Raw genomic sequence first — 20,248 nt, 5'->3', positions numbered from 1 at the left:
GCTACATTGTGGGCGCTTATTATTTCATGCTGCCCGAACATTCGCCAGAGGCAGTGCAACAAGGCTGGACAGAGAAACAATGTTACCCCCTTCAATGACGACGCTTCCCTGGCGACAGGATGCCGCAGAACACTACTTTGCCCCGTTAAACGCCTCGCCATGGGCGATGATGCTACACTCCGGCTACGCAGACCATCCGCACAGCCGCTACGATATCGTGGTCGCCGACCCTCGCCAGACGCTGGTGACACGCGGCGACGTCACTACCGTGAGTCATGACGGCACTGCCGTAGTCTCCCATGACGATCCCTTAGCGCTGTTACAGCAGGCGATTGATCGGCTGAACATCAACGACAAGCCGCTGGCCGATTTACCCTTTACCGGCGGCGCCGTTGGGCTCTTTGGTTATGATTTAGGCCGCCGCTTCGAGACGCTTCCCGAGCAGGCGCAGCAAGATATCAGCATCCCGGACATGGCGGTGGGCATTTATGACTGGGCACTGATCGTTGACCATCAGCGTCAGGTCGTTACCCTGCTGTGCCACGGCGATATTGACGCCCGCCTGCGCTGGCTGCGGGAACAAACCAGCCCGGCAACGTCGTCATTCGCCCTGACCTCTGGCTGGCAGTCCAATATGAACCGCGCGCAGTATGGCGAAAAATTCCGCCAGGTGCAGGCCTACCTGCAAAGCGGTGACTGCTACCAGGTTAACCTCGCCCAGCGCTTTCAGGCGTGCTACGAGGGCGATGAATGGGCGGCATTTGTGCGGCTGAACCACGCCAACCGGGCGCCGTTCAGCGCGTTTCTACGATTTGAAGACAGCGCCATTCTGAGCCTCTCTCCAGAGCGTTTTATCCAGCTCGAGCAGGGGCAGATTCAGACCCGCCCGATTAAAGGCACCCTGCCGCGCCTCGATTCCCCGCAGGCGGATGCCGAACAGGCACAGCGGCTAGCGAATTCACCGAAGGATCGTGCAGAAAATCTTATGATTGTCGACCTGATGCGCAACGACATTGGTCGCGTCGCGGTGCCGGGCAGCGTACGGGTGCCGGAGCTGTTTGTCGTTGAGCCGTTTCCGGCGGTGCATCATCTGGTCAGCACCATCACCGCACAGTTGCCGCCAACGCTACACGCGACCGATTTGCTGCGCGCAGCGTTTCCCGGCGGCTCCATTACCGGCGCACCGAAGGTGCGGGCGATGGAGATTATCGATGAGCTGGAGCCCCATCGCCGCAACGCGTGGTGCGGCAGCATCGGCTATCTCAGCGCCTGCGGCAATATGGACACCAGCATTACCATTCGTACTGTCACGGCGACAGACGGCACGCTTTACTGCTCGGCGGGCGGTGGCCTGGTGGCCGACAGCGACGAAGATGCGGAATATCAGGAAACATTTGATAAAGTGAATAGAATCCTACAACAACTGGAGTCCTGACCATGCAAGAGCGCGCGCTGAACCTGGATGACTTTCTCTCCCGCTTTCAGCTGCTTCGTCCGCAGGCGACGCGTACGGCGTTAAACGCCCGACAGGCCGCGGTATTGATTCCCATCGTGCGCCGTCCTGAACCTGGGCTGCTGCTGACGCAGCGTTCCGCGCGCTTGCGCAAACATCCCGGTCAGGTCGCCTTTCCCGGCGGCGCGGTAGACAGCAGCGACGCATCGCTGATTGCCGCGGCGCTGCGTGAGGCGCAGGAAGAGGTCGCCATTCCTCCGGAGTGTGTGGATATTATCGGTGTTCTGCCGCCGGTCGACAGCGTGACCGGCTTTCAGGTCACGCCGGTGCTCGGCGTTATCCCACCGGATCTGCACTATCACGCCAGTGAAGATGAGGTGGCATCGGTGTTTGAAATGCCGCTTGCCGAAGCCCTGCGTCTGGGGCGTTATCACCCGCTAGATATTCATCGCCGCGGCAACGCGCATCGCGTCTGGCTCTCCTGGTATCAGCACTATTTTGTCTGGGGCATGACCGCCGGTATTATTCGTGAGCTGGCGCTACAGGTCGGCCTGAAACCCTGACTATACTTACCTTGATAACCAGGGGTTCAGCATTAGTAAAATCAACGCTACGCATTAATTAAATTCATGTGAATAGTTAAGCTGGATTTCAGGTTCCCTCATACACTATGCGCAGTTATTACATCGTTGCCGCAACAACGTGGCAACCCTGTCAGGAGTGTTAAAGTGATTAGTATATTCGACATGTTTAAGGTGGGGATTGGTCCCTCATCTTCCCATACTGTAGGGCCGATGAAGGCTGGCAAACAGTTCGTCGATGACCTGGTCGAAAAGGGACTGATTGATGACGTGACGCGCGTTGCCGTTGACGTCTACGGTTCACTGTCCCTCACCGGTAAGGGCCACCATACCGATATCGCGATTATTATGGGTCTGGCGGGTAACCAGCCGGATACCGTCGATATTGATGCCATCCCGGCATTTATTCGTGACGTGGAAGCACGCGGCCGTCTGCTGCTGGCGCTTGGCCGCGTCGAAGTCGATTTCCCAGCCGAAAGCGGCATGCGTTTCCACAACGGTAATCTGCCGCTGCACGAAAACGGCATGCAGATAACCGCCTGGGCAGGCGAAACGCAACTCTACAGTAAAACCTACTACTCTATCGGCGGCGGCTTTATCGTCGACGAAGAGCATTTTGGCAAAGCGGACAGCGGCGAAGTACAGGTCCCTTACCCGTTCGCTTCAGCCACCGAAATGCTCAACTACTGCAAAGAGACCGGCCTGTCGCTTTCAGGCATGGTGATGCAGAACGAGCTGGCGCTGCACAGCAAGAAAGAGATTGAAGAGTACTTCGAGAACGTCTGGCAGACTATGCGCGCCTGTATTGACCGCGGCATGAACACCGAAGGCGTGCTGCCGGGGCCGCTGCGCGTACCGCGTCGTGCTTCCGCACTGCGTCGTATGCTGGTTTCCAGCGACAAGCTCTCCAGCGATCCGATGAACGTTATTGACTGGGTGAACATGTTTGCGCTGGCGGTGAACGAAGAGAACGCCGCCGGTGGTCGCGTGGTTACCGCACCAACGAACGGCGCCTGCGGTATCGTTCCAGCGGTACTGGCCTATTACGATCACTTTATCGAGTCCGTCAGCCCGGATATCTACATTCGCTACTTCCTGGCCTCCGGCGCCATTGGTGCGCTGTACAAGATGAATGCCTCTATCTCCGGTGCCGAAGTGGGCTGCCAGGGTGAAGTGGGCGTAGCTTGCTCAATGGCGGCGGCCGGTCTGGCTGAACTGCTGGGTGCCAGCCCGGAACAGGTATGCGTCGCGGCGGAAATCGGTATGGAACATAACCTCGGTCTGACCTGCGACCCGGTTGCCGGTCAGGTTCAGGTGCCGTGCATCGAGCGTAACGCCATTGCGTCGGTCAAGGCGATTAACGCCGCACGTATGGCGATGCGTCGTACCAGCGAGCCGCGCGTTTCCCTCGATAAGGTCATTGAGACCATGTACGAAACCGGTAAAGACATGAACGCCAAATATCGCGAAACCTCGCGCGGCGGTCTGGCCATCAAGGTTCAGTGCGACTAATACGCCTAATCACCCACCCCTAATTCAGGTGGGTGATTTAACTCCACTATTTTCTCGACCTGCTTCACTTGCTCTGTCGTCACTGCTATTTTCATTACCACTCTATGCGCGCCGAGCAGCGGAAATGCAATCAGCACAATGGATTATCAGAAAGTATCTACGCAAGCGAATCGCCGTCTGTGCGATCGTCGCGGTGTGTGCTTTTGCGCTGACCTTAGGGATACGATTTATTTCGCAGCGCAGCATAAATCAGAAACAGATAAATACCCTCACCGCCCACTCGGTCGATCGTCTCGATAGAATCCTCCAGCCGCTGAAAACCCAACGTACCGCCATGCTTGCCCTGGTCGGTCAGCCCTGTGAAGCCATTCATCTGCCGTTGCGCAAGCTGGCGGTGATGCTGCAAACCGTGCGCTCTATTGCGTTGGTGAAAGGGGGGAAACTCTACTGCTCCAGCGCACTCGGTTCGCGCAACATCGCGGTCAACACGCTGCAACCGCAGCTGCCCAATACCGCGCCGCTGCTACTGCTGGGCACCGATCATTCGCTGCTGGTCGGTACCCCGATTCTGGTTCAGTGGTTTCCCGCATCGGCTGACGGTAAAGACGGCGTGATGGTCTCCATTAACATCGATTTACTCAGCAATATTATTCTCGAACCCACCCCGCCGCTCATCACCCATATCAGCCTGAACGTTGGTGAACGCCACTATCAGCACAATATTGGCATTACCGGGGAGATGGATGATGACGGTAACCGCGTTTTCATCCGTTCGTCGACGGACTTTCCGTTTAGCGTTGCGGCGCTCAGCCCCGGTCCTGCTCATCTCGCACTGAATAATCTGGTCACCGATTTGCCGCTAGCCGCCATCATGAGCATTCTGTTTACGTGGATTGCCTGGCTTGCCACCGCCGGGCGGCTCAGCTTTTCACGCGAAATTAATATGGGCATCGCCGGCAAGGAGTTTGCCCTTTACTGCCAACCACAGATGGACGCGCGGACGCAGCGCTGCATCGGCGCAGAGATCCTACTGCGCTGGAACAACCCACGCGTAGGCTGGGTTGCGCCAGATGTGTTTATTCCGATTGCTGAAACACAGAACCTGATTATTCCGCTGACCCGCTACGTCATCGGTGAAACGGCGCAGCGGCTGCATCTGTTTCCTCAGGAACGTGATTTCCAGATTGGCATCAACGTCGCCGCCCCGCACTTTAAAAACGGCCAGCTGCTGAAAGATTTAAAGCAACTCTGGTTCAGCCGCAAGCCGCTACAGCAGCTTACGGTCGAACTGACCGAGCGCGACGCGCTGAACGATGTGAACTATCAACTGCGCAGCGAGCTTGGTAACCATCAAATTAAGCTGGCGATAGATGATTTTGGCACCGGCAACAGCTCGCTCTCCTGGCTTGAGATGCTACATCCGGACGTGCTGAAAATCGACAAGGCCTTTACCGGCGCAATTGGCACCGATGCCGTGAACTCCACGGTGACGGATATTATTATTGCGCTGGGACAGCGGCTGAACGTTGAGCTGGTCGCGGAGGGAGTTGAGACGCAGGAAGAGGCGCTCTATTTGCAGCAGCACGGCGTGCATTTTTTGCAGGGATATCTTTATGCTCAGCCGATGCCGCTGGAGGAGTTTCCGCAGTGGCTGAAGAAGCATAAAAATTGAATTCGCAGATATCGTCGTCCGGTCGAAAGAAGTGACCCCGGGAGTTCCCCGGAGTCGGCGCTTGTGCGCCTCGTCCGGGCTACGGGATCAACCATCACTGTAGCCCGGCCAAGCGGAGCGCCGCCGGGGTTAGTCAGTTATCTTATTCGTCTTCGTCGTGCGGTGAAGCCAGCTTCACCACGCGAATCTGATCGACGCGATAGTTATTGGCCGCAGTAATCGTGATGTGCAGCGACGGCAGTTCAATCACGTCACCAACGTGTGGGATCTGCCCATTAACAGCAATCACCAGACCGGCCACGGTGGCGATATCATCATCCACCAGATTATCCAGGCCCAGCGTATGCTGGAACGCATGCAGGTCCGTCGTCCCCTTCACTAACCAACCGTCACCATCGGCGACGATTTCCGGGGTTTCATCGGCATCCGGGAACTCACCGGCAATCGCTTCCAGCACGTCCAGCGGCGTCACCAGACCCTGCACCACACCAAACTCGTTGGTGACGATAACGAAGCTACCGCGCGCCCGACGCAGCACGCCCAACAGGTTGATCGGGTCGAGCGTATCCGGCACGATAATCGCCGGGTTGGCGGAGGCTATCGCCAGCACGTCTTCACCGGCTTCCAGCGCCACCAGCAGCTCTTTAGCACGCACGATACCAACGATTTCATCCAGCTCGCCCCGACACACCGGGAACAGGCTGTGCGGTGACGACAGCAACTGCTGGCGGATCTCTTCCGTACTCAGGTCCGCATCCACCCAACTGATTTCCCCACGCGGGGTCATAATACTGCGCAGGGAACGTGAGGCCAGTGTCAGGACGCCGTTGATCATATAGCGTTCTTCTTCCACGAACGCCCCTTCCGGCACCGGCATAGCCGACTGATGGCCTTCGTCGTGCGCCGCGTTCACCTGCTTGCGGTTACCCATCAGGCGCAGAATCGCATCCGCCGTGCGCGCACGCAGCGGCAGCGTCGACTGGTGGCGAATAAAGTTACGACGGGCAATCTGGTTGAACAGTTCGATAATTATCGAGAAGCCAATCGCCGCGTACAGATAACCTTTCGGAATGTGGAAACCAAAGCCTTCTGCAACCAGGCTCAGGCCGATCATCAGCAGGAAGCTCAAACACAGTACCACCACCGTTGGATGCTGATTGACGAAGTTCGTCAGCGGCTTCGAGGCCAGCAGCATCACACCCATGGCAATCACTACCGCCGCCATCATGACCGGCAGATGGTTCACCATCCCGACCGCCGTGATCACCGCATCCAGCGAGAAGACGGCATCCAGCACAACAATTTGCGCCACCACCACCCAGAAGCTGGAATAACCTTTACCGTGCCCGGAATCGTGCTGGCGGTTTTCCAGCCGTTCGTGCAGCTCGGTCGTCGCTTTAAACAACAGGAATAGACCCCCGACCAGCATAATCAGGTCTCGTCCGGAGAAGGTTTGCCCCCACACGCTGAACAGCGGCGCGGTCAGCGTTACCATCCACGAGATCACGGAAAGCAGTCCCAGACGCATAACCAGCGCCAGCGACAGGCCGATCAGTCGCGCTTTATCTCGTTGTTTTGGTGGTAGTTTATCGGCAAGGATAGCGATAAACACCAGGTTATCAATACCGAGAACGATTTCCAGAACGACAAGCGTCAATAATCCGGCCCAGATTGACGGGTCCATTAGCAATTCCATAAACCACTCCAACGAGAGACGAGACGAGTCATCGCTATGTCATGTTTAAGCGAGACGATACCAGACGATAGAAAAGCGTGGCGCAAAAGGCCGGGAGATGCGTCGCAAAAGCGAACGAGTGCGAAAAGGCGTCGGTGACGATCCATACTACGGGCTGATGCCCTATACTCCTGTGTGATTAAACGAAGCATTAACATAGCAAAAACAAATGACATTTTGGCAGAGATTTACGAGTCTTTGCAAAATGTAAGGTAATTTTTTGCACCACAAAATAATTGCGGTCCTTTAACTAAATTACGGATCTTCATCACATTAATTATTCTTTCACTGTCTAAAATAATTCTCGGTAGTTATTTATTTTTTTGTCTCTAACCCTTGTCTGAATCGATTCGGTTACCGTTTCGACTCAAGAGAATGTATCAGCCCTACTGATACACACGATAATAAAGGAGGTAGCAAGTGACGATTGCTATTGTAATAGGCACACATGGTTGGGCAGCAGAACAACTGCTGAAAACGGCAGAAATGCTGTTGGGCGAGCAGGACAATGTTGGCTGGATCGACTTCGTGCCTGGCGAGAATGCAGACACGTTAATCGAAAAATACAACGCGCAGCTGGCGAAGCTTGATACCAGTAAAGGCGTGTTGTTCCTTGTTGACACCTGGGGCGGTAGCCCATTCAACGCGGCAAGCCGCATTGTTGTCGATAAAGAAAACTATGAAGTGATCGCGGGCGTCAACGTACCGATGCTGGTCGAAACCTTCATGGCGCGTGACGATAACCCAAGCTTTGATGAGCTGGTGGCGCTGGCGGTGGAAACCGGTAGCGAAGGCGTGAAAGCGCTGAAAGCCAAACCCGTCGAAAAAGCGGCTCCGGTTGCTGCTCCTGCTGCACCGAAAGCTGCCGCTCCGGCAAAACCAATGGGCCCGAACGACTACATGACCATCGGTCTGGCGCGTATCGATGACCGTCTGATTCACGGCCAGGTTGCGACCCGTTGGACCAAAGAGACCAACGTCACCCGCATCATTGTGGTCAGCGATGAAGTTGCTGCCGATACCGTGCGTAAAACCCTGCTGACTCAGGTTGCTCCTCCAGGCGTAACGGCACACGTTGTCGATGTCGCCAAAATGATCCGCGTTTACAACAACCCGAAATATGCGGGCGATCGTGTGATGCTGCTGTTCACTAACCCAACCGACGTTGAACGTATCGTCGAAGGCGGCGTGAAACTGACCAGCGTAAACATTGGTGGCATGGCATTCCGTCAGGGCAAAACCCAGGTCAACAACGCAATTTCCGTTGATGAAAAAGATATCGAAGCCTTCAAGAAACTGAACGCACGCGGTATTGAGCTGGAAGCCCGTAAGGTCTCCACCGATCAGAAACTGAAAATGATGGATCTGATTGCCAAAGCGGATAAATAACCGCTTGGGCAACGTTTTTTAGCCTTCACACTTAAGTCTGTATAAGCAATAGGAGAAGTACAATGGAGATTACCACTCTTCAGATTGTGCTGGTGTTCATCGTCGCATGTATCGCGGGTATGGAGTCGGTACTTGATGAATTTCAGTTCCACCGTCCATTGGTGGCCTGTACGCTGATCGGTGCCGTTCTCGGGGACATGAAAACCGGTATTATCATCGGTGGTACCCTTGAAATGATCGCGCTGGGCTGGATGAACATCGGTGCAGCAGTAGCACCGGATGCCGCACTGGCCTCAATTATTTCTACCGTTCTGGTTATTGCCGGTCACCAAAGCATTGGTGCAGGTATCGCTCTGGCGATTCCTCTGGCAGCAGCAGGCCAGGTTCTGACCATCATCGTTCGTACTATCACCGTTGCTTTCCAGCACGCGGCGGATAAAGCGGCTGAAAACGGCAACCTGACGGCCATCTCGTGGCTGCACGTCTCTTCCCTGTTCCTGCAGGCAATGCGTATCGCTATCCCAGCGGTTATCGTTGCGGTATCCGTAGGCACCAGCGAAGTTCAGGGTCTGTTGAACGCCCTGCCAGAAGTGGTCACCAGCGGTCTGAACATCGCCGGTGGTATGATTGTGGTAGTAGGTTATGCGATGGTCATCAACATGATGCGCGCAGGCTACCTGATGCCGTTCTTCTATCTCGGCTTCGTTACCGCGGCGTTTACTAACTTCAACCTGGTTGCTCTGGGTGTGATTGGTGCAGTTATGGCCATCCTCTACATTCAGCTGAGCCCGAAATATAACCGCGTAGCCGGTGCGCCAGTTCAGGCAGCTGGTAATAACGATCTTGATAACGAACTGGACTAACAGGTGAGCGAAATGGTTGATATGACTAAAACTACCACCACCGAGAAAAAACTCACACCGGGTGATATTCGTGGCGTGTTCATTCGTTCTAACCTGTTCCAGGGTTCATGGAACTTCGAACGTATGCAGGCGCTGGGCTTCTGCTTCTCTATGGTTCCAGCGATTCGTCGCCTGTACCCGGAGAATAACGATGCGCGTAAACAAGCAATTAAGCGTCACCTGGAATTCTTTAACACCCACCCATACGTAGCGGCACCGGTACTCGGCGTAACGCTGGCGATGGAAGAGCAGCGTGCAAACGGCGCTGAGATCGACGATGGTGCCATCAACGGCATCAAAGTAGGTCTGATGGGGCCGCTGGCAGGCGTGGGCGACCCAATCTTCTGGGGTACCGTACGTCCGGTATTCGCGGCACTGGGTGCCGGTATCGCGATGAGCGGCAGCCTGCTTGGGCCACTGCTGTTCTTCATCCTCTTCAACGCAGTACGTCTGCTGACCCGTTACTACGGCGTCGCTTACGGCTACCAGAAAGGGATCGATATCGTTAAGGATATGGGCGGCGGCTTCCTGCAGAAACTGACTGAGGGGGCGTCTATCCTCGGCCTGTTTGTCATGGGGGCATTGGTTAACAAGTGGACGCACGTGAACATCCCGTTGGTGGTTTCGACCATCACCGGTCAGGATGGCCAGACTCGTGTGACCACCGTGCAGACAATCCTCGACCAGCTGATGCCGGGCCTGGTACCTCTGCTGCTGACCTTCGCCTGTATGTGGCTGCTGCGTAAGAAAGTTAACGCCCTGTGGATCATCATTGGCTTCTTCGTCATTGGTATCGCAGGTTACGCTGTCGGCCTGCTGGGTCTGTAATATTAGTAGTATGCCGGGGGCCCCTGCCCCCGGTTTTTTTTTATCTGGAGGCTGAATGACATTAACGGATTTGGTACTGGTTCTCTTTATCGTGGCAATGCTGGCATTTGCCATCTACGACCAGTTCATCATGCCCCGCCGTCATGGCACCACCCTGCTATCCGTCCCGCTCTTGCGCCCCGGCCGCGTTGATAGCGTTATCTTCGTCGTGCTGATCGTTATCCTGGTGTACAACAATGTGACCAGCCACGGCGCATTAATTACCACATGGTTATTATGTGCACTCGCGCTGACCGGTTTTTATCTATTCTGGATCCGCAGTCCGAAAATTATCTTTAAATCGGAAGGTTTCTTCTTCGCAAATGCCTGGATTAAATACAGCCGAATTCAAAAAATGAATTTATCGGAAGATGGTGTACTGGTGATGCAATTAGAACAGCGTCGTCTTCTTGTCCGCGTTAAGAATATTGATGACCTGGAGAAGATCTACAAACTTCTTGTTAATTCTCAATGATTTAAAATATAGCCATCGCTATATCTGTGCTATTTTCAGGCAGTTAAGTTATAGCGTTGGCTATGTTTATTCCGCACATACCCTTCATATTTGTTAACCTTCTGATTACGCAATAAATCTAAATGAAAATCGTTATCATTAAACGATTAAATAAGCAAGTCATAGAGTTGTTTTATATTCTAAAAATATGTTAAGGTTGCGCCCGTCGTTGGGGAGTAGCTAATTTCCATCAAATGGAAATGTACGTGTCAACATACTCGTTGAAAAACGTGGTGCGTACGGATTACATCGTAATCAAGCGAGACCATAGACGCATTACTGCTGATTACTGGGGGCAGGAATGTGTCGTATGGAAACTTCCCGGTCTGGACCTTCGCATGAACTTAACCGCCACTATCCTTCTCGCCCTTGGTATGTCAATGGATGCCTTCGCTGCATCGATTGGTAAAGGCGCGACGCTGCACAAACCGAAATTCTCCGAAGCCCTGCGTACTGGCCTGATTTTTGGCGTTATTGAGATGCTTACCCCGCTTATCGGCTGGGGTCTTGGTATGCTGGCAAGCCAGTTCGTCATGGAGTGGAGCCACTGGGTAGCCTTCGTCCTGCTGGTGTTCCTCGGTGGGCGTATGGTACTGGAAGGGATCCGCGGTACGGATGATGATGAAGCAGCAGAAACGCCGCGTCGTCACGGCTTCTGGCTGCTGGTCACCACCGCAATTGCCACCAGCCTGGATGCGATGGCCGTGGGCGTTGGCCTGGCCTTCCTGCAGGTTAATATTCTCGCCACCGCATTTGCCATCGGCTGCGCCACTTTTGTAATGTCCACTCTTGGCATGATGGTCGGTCGCTTTATCGGCCCGCTGCTCGGCAAACGGGCTGAAATTCTGGGCGGGATCGTGCTTATCGCTATTGGCGCACAAATCCTCTACGCCCACTATATGGGTTAATCGGCATCTCTTTGCCAGGCGTGAATCGCGAAATCCGTCTGGCAAGCAAACTGCGCCTGCTGCGCTAACGTCTCCCATACCTCCGGCTTCGCCCGCCACGCAAACGGCGTCATCTGCAATAACGTCACCGCTTCCTGACCGGTCAACTGCATCGGATAGGCTAACGCATCGTGGCTTTGCAGGCTAAACCCGTCCAGCACTTCGGAATGCGGCGCATGCAGCTGCACTTCGCTATAGATAAGCCCTTTCAGCTCAACCAGATGACGCGGCCCCGGCGTAACGGTTATCACCCAACCGCCCGGTTTCACCACGCGTTTCAACTCTTGCGGATTACACGGTGCGTAGATCCGCACGACGGCGTCCATGCTGGCATCAGCAAACGGCAAACGCTGGCTGGAGGCAACGCAGAAATCCACCTGCGAATAGCGCTTTGCGCCGTAGCGAATGGCGGTTTTCGACACGTCCAGCCCCCATGTTGCCTTCGCCTCGGCGGCAAAAGCGTGGGTGTAGTACCCTTCCCCACAGCCAATATCTAACAGATGTTCAGGCGTAATGGCATGTAGCTTCGCACTCACGGCGTCGCGCAGCGGCTGATAATGTCCGGCATCGAGAAACGCGCGCCGCGCCTGCATCATCTCTGCGCTATCACCCGGGTCACGAGATCGTTTGTGCTGTACCGGCAGGAGATTGACGTAGCCCTCTTTCGCCCGATCAAACTGGTGACGCTGTGGGCAAAGATAACTATTGCCGCTGCGCGTTAACGGCGCGTGGCAAAGCGGACAACTGTAGGACATAGCAACTCCGGCTCTATTTCAAAGGGCGAAAGTGTACCGCTATTCGAGCGAGGGAGAAAGGCGAAGCGGCGGTTAAAAGCAGCAGGCATAGAAATGATAAAGCCCCGCATAAGCGAGGCTTTATGTCTGATAATGTTACGCTGACGCGCTGCAAGATCAGTGATTGTCGAATCAGATAGCGGTTACGTTAACAGCCGCTGGGCCTTTCTGGCCGTCCTGAATTTCGAACTCAACGTTCTGGCCTTCAGCCAGAGTTTTGAAGCCGTTACCCTGGATTGCAGAGAAATGTACGAATACATCTTTGCTGCCGTCAGCAGGAGTAATGAAGCCAAAACCTTTAGACTCGTTGAACCACTTAACTTGACCTTTAATCTTTGCCATTTGCAAAATTCCTTAGAGTGTTTTCTGCGCCCGCAGGCGTTTTCATAGATAAAACTGAGACATGACTGCATGAGGCACTAATATAAGGTTCGGCAGAGAAGCGGTATTCAACGTCAACGTGTTTACTCAGAACTTCTTTACTGATAATGCCATACATAAACAGAACTGTACCTCGTTTAACCCAAAACGTGTTATCACATACAACGATAATAATGGCAAGCCATTTTTAAAGGTGTCTCGATCGGCCGCACAAATCCTAACAAATCCTTCCGCACGGGGTGAATTTTTCCCCAACAAAACGTTTCGTTGAATGAATGTTAGCAGATCTAAAATGTGACCTAGCTTACGGTAACGTAAGACATTTTTAACATAGACCAACATTTTTTCGGCGTCCAGAATATCCTTATCGCCGCAAAAAATTTTTATATCGTTAGATTATTTTCGCTATAACATTTTCGCATGCCGTTCGGCTAACCGGTTATAAGTACTTCACATGAGTACGGTTATCCAGCAAGGCCCTGGCGATTAACATCCTGGACTATATTGCACCAAAATAATGAAACTTTCGTGACATTGCTTCATCACAACGCAATAAAAACGTTTCGCTATTGCTCTCTGGATTATGCTTTGCCAAATGGGCGATTAATTGTCCAGTTCGTACAATGTTAATACGAACAATAATATTAAGGTGCGATAAATAGAACTTAGGAATGATTTATGAATAACAATAACATAACGTTATAGATTATACCGATACGTGAGCGCGAATATCGCCACGCAACGCGTCAGTTGCGCAAAGTGAATATCTTGTCGCGTAACGCAGATCAATTAGGCTTTCAGGGAATATGAGCACCAGAAAAGTGCATCGTGCGGTGTCCGGCAGCCCAGAACAGGCTGCCCGGCGTTAGCATACAAAGAGGTTATCGTTCCGCCACCAGACGGATAAAATCCTCTTTGTCTTCTTCTTTAACGTCTTCTGCTTTTGCTTTTGGTGCCTCTTCTTCCTTCGCGTCTGGCTCATTGGCCTCGCATAAACGACGTAGCAGCGCATTCTGGCGCTTTTGCAGGTCGAGCAGCGATTCAAGGAGTTCGATTTGCTCGTTAGCACGGGAACTGGCGCGATTCACAAAGAACCACAACACCAGACCAACTAACAGCAGCAAGAAGGAAAATGCCAGAGATACCAGATTTAATGCCCCAGAACTTACAAGATCACTCATTTTACCACCTCAAAAAGAACGATCCATTCTACCACTCACATTACGGAAGGAAATCGCTGCCGGCAAAAATGTTTTACCAGGGTATATACCTGTTAATGCTGCATATGCCGCTGAAAAACTGAACGTCCTGATCGCACATTACGTTGATCATCTGGGTCCAGAGCAGCAGGCAGGCGGCAATCACGAGTATCAGTAATACCCACCGAAACTTTTTCACTCAACTCTCCGCATGAATTCTTATTCAGATGTAGCGAGGTTAGCATGCTAACCTTAAACCGCGGCTAACTGTAACGGCATCTCACGCTTTTAGGAATCATAGACTTGTGTCAATCCGTTATCGCAGTAACGTAGTATTCATGAAAGATATAATAGAAGAGGAATTTTTATGCGCCTGTTTATCAGAACTATCGTTTTTCTGGTTATCGTCGCGATCGGGGTGCTTCTGAGCGGGTACGGCGTACTGGCCGGGAGTCAAAAGACGGCTGGCGGCCTGGGCTTGCAGTGTAAGTATCTGACCGCACAGGGCTATAGCACCGCATTTTATCTTCACAGCGACAACGGCGTGGTGGGGCGTTCCAGCTGCCCACTGCTGCGTAAGAGCACGAGCGTGGTGGATAACGGTTAAAAATGGATAAAAAAAAGCCCGGTTCAACACCGGGCTTTTTTATTGCTGACTCAGAACGGGTAGTCGTTATAACCCATCTGTTCTGAAATCTTACGCGCTGCAGTATGCAGCATCTCAACATACTCATGCAGGCGCTCTTCAGAGAAGCGCAGCGTTGGGAAAGAGATACTCAAACCGGCGATAACCACGCCAAAGCGGTCGAATACCGGTACACCGATACAGCGCAAACCTTCTTCCTGTTCTTCGTTATCTTCGCCCCAGCCCTGCTTACGGACCTGCTCGAGAACGGTAATCAGCTCATCAGTGTTGGCAATTGTACGCTCGGTGCTGCACTTATACTCAACGCCTTCGAGGATCTGACGAACTTCTGCAGGGTCGCGCCAGGCCAGCAGTACTTTCCCGATCGCGGTGCTGTACAGTGGGTTACGACGGCCCACACGGGAGTACATGCGCAGGTTGTACATCGAGTCGATTTTGTGGATGTAAACAATGCTGTCTTCATCCAGCGCACCCAGGTGAATGGTCTCTTTCGTCAAGCGAGAGAGCTCACGCATCTGGATATCCGCGCTGCGGATCAAATCAACGTTTTGCAGGGCACGAGCACCCAGCTCAAACAGCTTCAGCGTGAGTGAATACTTTTCGGATTCCCCTTCCTGGGCAACATATCCCAATGACTTCATGGTTTGCAAAAAGCGATAAACGGTGCTTTTCGACATCATGACGCGTTGCGACAGTTCAGTAATACCAATTTCGCGTTCTTCGCCAAGTGCCTGCAGGATACCAAATACCTTGAGTACCGAAGAGACAGAATCTGGTTGTTTGTCCAAATCCGTTGCTGACATTTATCACCTCATCGCAACTGTTTTATAAAAATTAGAACCGGTTTTTATTATAATTTCGCAAAGCGTCTGTAGCAATGAAACTTCTGTGACCTGGTTACAAATCTGCGACATTAGGTCGAATAATCAATGCTAGAATCATTTCCTGGTTAATAATTCACACAAAAACAAGTTTCTAACATGACACGAAACCTGATCGATGGCCTGCCGACGCCCCAACGCTACGGCGCCATTTTGACTATTGTTATCGGTATTACGATGGCCGTTCTTGACGGCGCGATTGCCAACGTTGCGCTGCCAACCATCGCTACCGACCTGAACGCTTCCCCGGCGGCTTCCATCTGGATAGTCAATGCCTACCAGATTGCCATTGTTATCTCCCTGCTCTCCCTCTCCTTCCTCGGCGATATGATTGGCTACCACCGCATTTATAAAGCCGGTCTGGTGGTCTTTACCCTCGCCTCGCTGTTCTGTGCCTTCTCAAACTCGCTCGAGATGCTGACGCTGGCGCGTATTCTACAGGGGTTTGGGGGCGCAGCGCTGATGAGCGTCAACACGGCGCTGATCCGCCTGATTTACCCGCAGCGTCAACTGGGACGTGGGATGGGTATCAACTCCTTTGTGGTTGCCGTGTCGTCAGCTGCCGGGCCAACGATCGCCGCGGCTATTTTGTCGCTGGCTTCCTGGCAGTGGCTGTTCTTTATTAACGTGCCGCTGGGGATTATTGCCTGGCTGCTGGCCGTGCGCTTCCTGCCGTCGAACGGCACCCGCAGCCAGTCACAGCGTTTCGACCTGCCAAGCGCGGTGATGAACGCCCTGACCTTCGGTCTGCTTATCACCGCACTGAGCAGTTTCGCTCAGGGGCAGTCTACCGAAGTGGTGCTGCTGGAAATCGTTGGGCTGCTGGTGATTGGTTTCTTCTTCGTGCGTCGCCAACTGCAGTTACCGGTGCCGCTGCTGCCGGTCGATCTGCTGCGTATTCCGCTATTCTCACTCTCTATCTGCACGTCTATTTGCTCTTTCTGCGCGCAGATGCTGGCAATGGTATCGCTGCCGTTCTTCCTGCAGTCAGTGGTCGGCCGTACCGAAGTAGAGACCGGCTTACTGCTGACGCCGTGGCCGCTGGCGACGATGGTGATGGCCCCATTGGCGGGGTATCTGATCGAACGCGTTCACGCAGGCCTGCTGGGAGCGCTGGGCATGGCGATTATGGCCTGCGGCCTGTTTGGGCTGGCGCTGCTGCCATCGTCACCTAGCGATATCGATATTATCTGGCGTATGCTGCTGTGCGGTGCAGGCTTCGGGTTGTTCCAGTCACCCAACAACCACACCATTATTGCCTCTGCGCCGCGAAATCGCAGCGGCGGTGCCAGCGGAATGCTCGGTACGGCACGCCTGCTGGGGCAAAGTACCGGTGCTGCGCTGGTCGCGCTGATGTTTAACGCCTTCGGCAATGGCGGTACCCACGTGTCGCTGCTGCTGGCCGGTACGCTGGCGGTTGTCGCCACGCTGTTCAGCGGGCTGCGCGTCACCCAGCCACGCGCGCAAAGCTAAAAGCCGGTATTGTCATATCGCCATCGCCCGGTGTTAAGAATCGTATCTTTGCCGGGCGGTTTTGGCGCAAGAGCCCCTCACTTTACGTGCGTTTAAATCACGCTGGCCAATCGCCGAATGGCCTCTTGCAGGACCGCCGGGGAATGATTGGCAAAGCCAAGCAAAATACCTTCTCGGGCCATTGGGCGCTGGCAATAGCGTTCAAAGGATTGAATCCCCACACCCAGTTGGCTGGCTTTCATTTCCACCTCCTTCCCCGTGAGTCCGTCGGCTAACCAACACACCATATGGATCCCTGAGTCGGATGGATGCACCACCATTTTCCCCGGCAAATATGTGGCTATCGCCGCCGCTAATGCGCTCTTACGTTCGTAGCACGCCTTACGCACCCGGCGGACATGGCTGGCGTAATGACCTTCGGTAATAAAACGCGCCAGTACGGCCTGCTCCAGATAGCCGGTACAGAGATCGGAGAAATACTTGGTCATCATAAACTGCTCACGTAGATCCGGCGGTACGACCAAAAACCCCAGCCGAAATTCCGGATACATCATTTTGGAAAACGTTCCGGAATAGATAACCCGATGATATTTATCCAGCCCCTGCAACGCCTGCAATGAGCGAGCGGCATAGCGAAACTCACTGTTATAGTCATCTTCAAAGATCCACGCCTGCCTGGATTCAGCCCACTCCAGCAGCGCTAACCGTCGGGAGAGGCTGAGCGTCCCGCTCAATGGAAACTGGTGCGACGGAGCGGTGTAGACCAGTTTGGCGTTGGGGAAATGCTGCATCCCATCATGAATATCCATCCCCTGATCGTCGACCCTGACCGGCCTGACAATCGCCCCTGTCGAGGTGAAGGCGCCTCGGGCGCCATCATAACCGGGATCGTCTACCCACACTTCGCTACCTTTAGGCAGCAACGCCCGGGCGGTGACATTCAGCGCCTGTTGGATGCCATTGACGATGATTATCTGGCTTTCATCGCAGTTAACGCCGCGAGTGGTCTGAATATAATGATTAATCGCGCGACGCAGAGGCTGATAACCACAGGCGTTCGTATGCATACCAAGCTCACGCCGGGACTGCCGCCAGACCCGCCCGAGCAGTCGCCCCCATAAATCATGAGGGAAAAGGTCGGTACACCCTACCCCCACAGCAAATAAGCGATTCATCCCATCACTTTTCTGCCCTTCAGACCAGAGGGGGCGCAGCGCCGCAATATCAGGATTGAGCGAACCGGCTGCCGATACGGGCGGTGTAGATGCCAGCACCGGATAATGTCCATCAATGGTTTTGTCCGGAATGCTGTCAGTGACAAACGTTCCCGCGCCTTTACGCGCAATCAGATAGCCCTCATCCAGCAAACGTTCAAAGCCTGCGATAACTGAGTTGCGCGAAATCGCCATCATTTCAGCTAGCGCTCGACTTGACGGTATTTTCGAGCCCGCCGCTAAACGCCCTTCCAGAATGGCATGGCGGAGCACCTCGTAGACCTGATCTTTAATAATGCCGCCAGGTAGCAGCAGATCCTGGAACAAAGGGGCAACCGGCTTTTTCATTTCAATGTACCGCAACAAAAGTGGATCCCATAAAGATACATAAAGTGGAACTTCATAGGAACCATAACGTCTTCTAACATAGCGTTACCGCATGAAGGTACAGCTGTTTTTTGAAAAATAAGGAAGATTCATGAACGATAAAAAGGCAGGTAGTCATTTGGCAAAGATCATCATCAGGCCAGCAACGGAGCGCGACTATGCGCAGTGGCTACCGTTGTGGGAACAGTATCAAACGTTTTATCGCGTCGATATCCCTGACGCGGTGACTCAACAGACATGGCGTCGTTTTTTAGATTCTGACGAACCGATGGTTTGCGCCATCGCCGAATGTGACGGCAAAGCTGTGGGCCTTGTACATTACTTGTTCCACCGCTCAACCTGGGCCACAGAAGATTATTGCTATCTTGAGGATTTGTTCGTGAACCCGGATGTACGGGGCCAGCAGATTGGCAGACAGCTGATTGAATACGTGCAGCAACAGGCACGTGAGCAACGAGCCTCCCGTCTGTACTGGCACACACATGAGACTAACCTACGCGGGCAACGTCTTTATGACTGGGTGGCGAAAAAAAGCGGCATGATTGAATATCAAATGTCGGTGAATTAACACCGCTTGCGGTGCAACGTCACGATGAGAAGACGGTACTAAATCACGGCATCCCTGATGGGTTCAGGGATGCCGTTTAGTGTTATTAACGTAAACCCGTTACTTCATGTATTCGCCGCTACGCAGCGCTTCAATACGCTTATCCAGCGGTGGGTGCGTCATGAACATTTCGCTCAGCGACTTCGATTTACCGTTGATGCAGAACGCCATCATGCTGCTGGCTTCCTGCGGCTCATAGCTGGTTTTCAGACGCTGCAGCGCGGCAATCATCTTCTCGCGACCGACCAGCTTCGCGGAGCCCGCATCAGCGTGGAACTCACGATAGCGCGAGAACCACATGGTGATAATGCTCGCCAGAATACCAAACACCAGCTCCAGCACCGTGGCCACCGCGAAGTAAATCAACGGGTTGCCGTTGCTGCTCTCTTCGCCATCGTCGCGGTTGCCGCCGAGGAAACCGGCCGCAATCTGTGCGATAACGCGAGAGATAAAGATAACGAAGGTGTTCACGATGCCCTGGATCAGGGTCATGGTGACCATGTCGCCGTTTGCGATGTGGCTGATTTCATGGGCGATAACGGCTTCCGCTTCGTCACGGCTCATGTTCTGCAGCAGACCGGTGCTCACGGCTACCAGCGACGCATCACGACGCGCACCGGTAGCAAAGGCGTTCATATCCGGCGCGTGGTACAGCGCCACCTGCGGCATAGCAATACCAACCTGCTGCGCCTGACGCGCAACGGTGTCTACCAGCCAGCGTTCCTGTTCGGTACGCGGCTGTTCAATCACTTCACCACCAACTGATTTCAGGGCCATCCATTTCGACATCATCAATGACACAATGGAACCGCCGAAACCAAATAGCAGCGCCATAATCAGCAGACCGGTCATGCTGCTCGACTGAATTCCTGTCAGGCTTAGCACCAGCCCAAACACAACCATTACCGCCAGGTTGGTCATCAGGAAGAGCGCGATTCGCATCATAATTTACTTTTAACCTCTTTTTAACAAAACGCACTATGCGATTACCCATATCGTAGGGGCAATACGCGAATTTTCAACGATTACGTTAGGCTAAGTCACGAGAAAGACACAACTTTACATTTTGTAGCATCGTGATTTACGAGAAGATA

Annotated in this window: 20 protein-coding genes, 1 pseudogene and 1 riboswitch; of the genes and pseudogenes, 12 read left to right on the top strand and 9 right to left on the bottom strand. The window is 53.5% G+C overall.

Going from position 1 to position 20,248, the window contains the following annotated elements:
- Nucleotides 1–79 precede the first annotated feature (79 nt).
- The 4 genes from pabB (at nt 80) to V6940_RS02765 (ending at nt 5,218) form a co-directional block, all read left to right on the top strand.
- The gene (pabB, locus tag V6940_RS02780; protein ID WP_333494735.1) at nt 80–1,435 is read left to right on the top strand and encodes an aminodeoxychorismate synthase component 1; all 1,356 of its coding nucleotides are present in this window, start codon (nt 80–82) and stop codon (nt 1,433–1,435) included.
- Nucleotides 1,436–1,437: 2 nt separating this feature from the next.
- The gene (locus V6940_RS02775; RefSeq protein ID WP_333494734.1) at nt 1,438–2,016 is read left to right on the top strand and encodes a CoA pyrophosphatase; all 579 of its coding nucleotides are present in this window, start codon (nt 1,438–1,440) and stop codon (nt 2,014–2,016) included.
- Between the two features lie 165 nt (nt 2,017–2,181).
- Nucleotides 2,182–3,546 carry an L-serine ammonia-lyase gene (gene sdaA, locus V6940_RS02770; RefSeq protein ID WP_333494733.1) on the top strand — a complete coding sequence of 455 codons (1,365 nt, stop codon included), beginning with the start codon at nt 2,182–2,184 and terminating at the stop codon, nt 3,544–3,546.
- Nucleotides 3,547–3,670: 124 nt separating this feature from the next.
- Nucleotides 3,671–5,218: an EAL domain-containing protein gene (locus tag V6940_RS02765; RefSeq protein ID WP_333494732.1), complete on the top strand. Its 1,548-nt coding sequence runs from the start codon at nt 3,671–3,673 to the stop codon at nt 5,216–5,218.
- Between the two features lie 142 nt (nt 5,219–5,360).
- Here the strand turns inward: V6940_RS02765 and yoaE are convergent, their stop codons facing one another.
- The gene (gene yoaE / locus V6940_RS02760) at nt 5,361–6,914 is read right to left on the bottom strand and encodes a CNNM family cation transport protein YoaE (protein ID WP_333494731.1); all 1,554 of its coding nucleotides are present in this window, start codon (nt 6,912–6,914) and stop codon (nt 5,361–5,363) included.
- A 459-nt stretch (nt 6,915–7,373) separates the two neighbouring features.
- On the opposite strand from yoaE, the gene manX reads away from it, so the two are divergent.
- The 5 genes from manX to mntP all read left to right on the top strand — a co-directional run bounded on the left by manX (nt 7,374) and on the right by mntP (nt 11,533).
- Entirely contained in the window at nt 7,374–8,342 is a 969-nt protein-coding gene (manX, locus tag V6940_RS02755) for a PTS mannose transporter subunit IIAB (RefSeq protein WP_035891635.1), read from the top strand.
- A 62-nt stretch (nt 8,343–8,404) separates the two neighbouring features.
- Complete coding sequence (locus V6940_RS02750) at nt 8,405–9,205, top strand: PTS mannose/fructose/sorbose transporter subunit IIC (RefSeq protein WP_035891636.1); 801 nt, start codon at nt 8,405–8,407, stop codon at nt 9,203–9,205.
- Between the two features lie 12 nt (nt 9,206–9,217).
- Nucleotides 9,218–10,072 carry a PTS mannose transporter subunit IID gene (locus tag V6940_RS02745; RefSeq protein ID WP_333494730.1) on the top strand — a complete coding sequence of 285 codons (855 nt, stop codon included), beginning with the start codon at nt 9,218–9,220 and terminating at the stop codon, nt 10,070–10,072.
- Between the two features lie 55 nt (nt 10,073–10,127).
- Nucleotides 10,128–10,586 carry a DUF986 family protein gene (locus tag V6940_RS02740; RefSeq protein ID WP_333494729.1) on the top strand — a complete coding sequence of 153 codons (459 nt, stop codon included), beginning with the start codon at nt 10,128–10,130 and terminating at the stop codon, nt 10,584–10,586.
- Between the two features lie 198 nt (nt 10,587–10,784).
- Nucleotides 10,785–10,960, top strand: a riboswitch (yybP-ykoY riboswitch).
- A gap of 3 nt (nt 10,961–10,963) precedes the next feature.
- Entirely contained in the window at nt 10,964–11,533 is a 570-nt protein-coding gene (gene mntP / locus V6940_RS02735; protein WP_333494728.1) for a manganese efflux pump MntP, read from the top strand.
- Here the strand turns inward: mntP and rlmA are convergent.
- The 5 genes and pseudogenes from rlmA to mgrB form a co-directional block, all read right to left on the bottom strand.
- On the bottom strand, nt 11,530–12,327 hold the full coding sequence (gene rlmA, locus V6940_RS02730) for a 23S rRNA (guanine(745)-N(1))-methyltransferase (RefSeq protein ID WP_333494727.1): 798 nt from the start codon (nt 12,325–12,327) through the stop codon (nt 11,530–11,532). The genes mntP and rlmA overlap by 4 nt on opposite strands.
- 171 nt (nt 12,328–12,498) lie before the next feature.
- Complete coding sequence (gene cspE, locus V6940_RS02725; RefSeq protein ID WP_001062678.1) at nt 12,499–12,708, bottom strand: transcription antiterminator/RNA stability regulator CspE; 210 nt, start codon at nt 12,706–12,708, stop codon at nt 12,499–12,501.
- Between the two features lie 12 nt (nt 12,709–12,720).
- Nucleotides 12,721–12,865, bottom strand: a pseudogene (locus V6940_RS02720) (DUF2627 domain-containing protein).
- 763 nt (nt 12,866–13,628) lie between these two features.
- The gene (locus tag V6940_RS02715; RefSeq protein ID WP_185667654.1) at nt 13,629–13,928 is read right to left on the bottom strand and encodes a YebO family protein; all 300 of its coding nucleotides are present in this window, start codon (nt 13,926–13,928) and stop codon (nt 13,629–13,631) included.
- Between the two features lie 73 nt (nt 13,929–14,001).
- Nucleotides 14,002–14,145 (bottom strand): PhoP/PhoQ regulator MgrB, encoded by a 144-nt coding sequence (gene mgrB / locus V6940_RS02710; protein ID WP_185667653.1) that lies wholly within the window; start codon nt 14,143–14,145, stop codon nt 14,002–14,004.
- Between the two features lie 168 nt (nt 14,146–14,313).
- Between mgrB and V6940_RS02705 the strand changes: the two genes are divergently transcribed.
- Nucleotides 14,314–14,553, top strand: a complete 240-nt coding sequence (locus tag V6940_RS02705) for a YobH family protein (RefSeq protein ID WP_185667652.1) — start codon at nt 14,314–14,316, stop codon at nt 14,551–14,553.
- Nucleotides 14,554–14,603: 50 nt separating this feature from the next.
- Here V6940_RS02705 and kdgR read toward each other — a convergent pair whose 3' ends face one another.
- Nucleotides 14,604–15,395 (bottom strand): DNA-binding transcriptional regulator KdgR, encoded by a 792-nt coding sequence (gene kdgR / locus V6940_RS02700; RefSeq protein WP_185667651.1) that lies wholly within the window; start codon nt 15,393–15,395, stop codon nt 14,604–14,606.
- 177 nt (nt 15,396–15,572) lie between these two features.
- Between kdgR and V6940_RS02695 the strand changes: the two genes are divergently transcribed.
- Entirely contained in the window at nt 15,573–16,946 is a 1,374-nt protein-coding gene (locus V6940_RS02695; protein WP_333494726.1) for an MFS transporter, read from the top strand.
- Between the two features lie 92 nt (nt 16,947–17,038).
- Here the strand turns inward: V6940_RS02695 and pdxR are convergent, their stop codons facing one another.
- Nucleotides 17,039–18,508 carry a MocR-like pyridoxine biosynthesis transcription factor PdxR gene (gene pdxR, locus V6940_RS02690; RefSeq protein ID WP_333494725.1) on the bottom strand — a complete coding sequence of 490 codons (1,470 nt, stop codon included), beginning with the start codon at nt 18,506–18,508 and terminating at the stop codon, nt 17,039–17,041.
- 130 nt (nt 18,509–18,638) lie between these two features.
- Here pdxR and V6940_RS02685 point away from each other — a divergent pair, with 130 nt between their 5' ends.
- A complete protein-coding gene (locus V6940_RS02685; RefSeq protein WP_333494724.1) occupies nt 18,639–19,115 on the top strand; it encodes a GNAT family N-acetyltransferase in 477 nt (158 codons plus the stop codon).
- 99 nt (nt 19,116–19,214) lie between these two features.
- Here V6940_RS02685 and htpX read toward each other — a convergent pair whose 3' ends face one another.
- Nucleotides 19,215–20,099 (bottom strand): protease HtpX, encoded by an 885-nt coding sequence (htpX, locus tag V6940_RS02680; RefSeq protein ID WP_035891656.1) that lies wholly within the window; start codon nt 20,097–20,099, stop codon nt 19,215–19,217.
- Between the last annotated feature and the right edge of the window lie 149 nt (nt 20,100–20,248).

Source organism: Kluyvera sp. CHPC 1.251, from assembly GCF_036759945.1.
Taxonomy (GTDB): Bacteria; Pseudomonadota; Gammaproteobacteria; order Enterobacterales; family Enterobacteriaceae; genus Kluyvera; species Kluyvera sichuanensis.
Note: the sequence above shows the minus strand (reverse complement) of the source record. Positions and strands in the feature narration are given on the sequence as shown.

Bases quoted from the DNA above. Each gene is read 5' to 3' on its own strand.
- cspE (WP_001062678.1), bottom strand. From the start codon at position 12,708: ATGGCAAAGATTAAAGGTCAAGTTAAGTGGTTCAACGAGTCTAAAGGT.
- V6940_RS02745 (WP_333494730.1), top strand. From the start codon at position 9,218: ATGGTTGATATGACTAAAACTACCACCACCGAGAAAAAACTCACACCG.
- pabB (WP_333494735.1), top strand. From the start codon at position 80: ATGTTACCCCCTTCAATGACGACGCTTCCCTGGCGACAGGATGCCGCA.
- mntP (WP_333494728.1), top strand. From the start codon at position 10,964: ATGAACTTAACCGCCACTATCCTTCTCGCCCTTGGTATGTCAATGGAT.
- htpX (WP_035891656.1), bottom strand. From the start codon at position 20,099: ATGATGCGAATCGCGCTCTTCCTGATGACCAACCTGGCGGTAATGGTT.
- rlmA (WP_333494727.1), bottom strand. From the start codon at position 12,327: ATGTCCTACAGTTGTCCGCTTTGCCACGCGCCGTTAACGCGCAGCGGC.
- kdgR (WP_185667651.1), bottom strand. From the start codon at position 15,395: ATGTCAGCAACGGATTTGGACAAACAACCAGATTCTGTCTCTTCGGTA.
- V6940_RS02740 (WP_333494729.1), top strand. From the start codon at position 10,128: ATGACATTAACGGATTTGGTACTGGTTCTCTTTATCGTGGCAATGCTG.
- V6940_RS02685 (WP_333494724.1), top strand. From the start codon at position 18,639: ATGAACGATAAAAAGGCAGGTAGTCATTTGGCAAAGATCATCATCAGG.
- V6940_RS02765 (WP_333494732.1), top strand. From the start codon at position 3,671: ATGCAATCAGCACAATGGATTATCAGAAAGTATCTACGCAAGCGAATC.
- V6940_RS02705 (WP_185667652.1), top strand. From the start codon at position 14,314: ATGCGCCTGTTTATCAGAACTATCGTTTTTCTGGTTATCGTCGCGATC.
- V6940_RS02775 (WP_333494734.1), top strand. From the start codon at position 1,438: ATGCAAGAGCGCGCGCTGAACCTGGATGACTTTCTCTCCCGCTTTCAG.
- V6940_RS02695 (WP_333494726.1), top strand. From the start codon at position 15,573: ATGACACGAAACCTGATCGATGGCCTGCCGACGCCCCAACGCTACGGC.
- pdxR (WP_333494725.1), bottom strand. From the start codon at position 18,508: ATGAAAAAGCCGGTTGCCCCTTTGTTCCAGGATCTGCTGCTACCTGGC.
- V6940_RS02750 (WP_035891636.1), top strand. From the start codon at position 8,405: ATGGAGATTACCACTCTTCAGATTGTGCTGGTGTTCATCGTCGCATGT.
- V6940_RS02715 (WP_185667654.1), bottom strand. From the start codon at position 13,928: ATGAGTGATCTTGTAAGTTCTGGGGCATTAAATCTGGTATCTCTGGCA.
- yoaE (WP_333494731.1), bottom strand. From the start codon at position 6,914: ATGGAATTGCTAATGGACCCGTCAATCTGGGCCGGATTATTGACGCTT.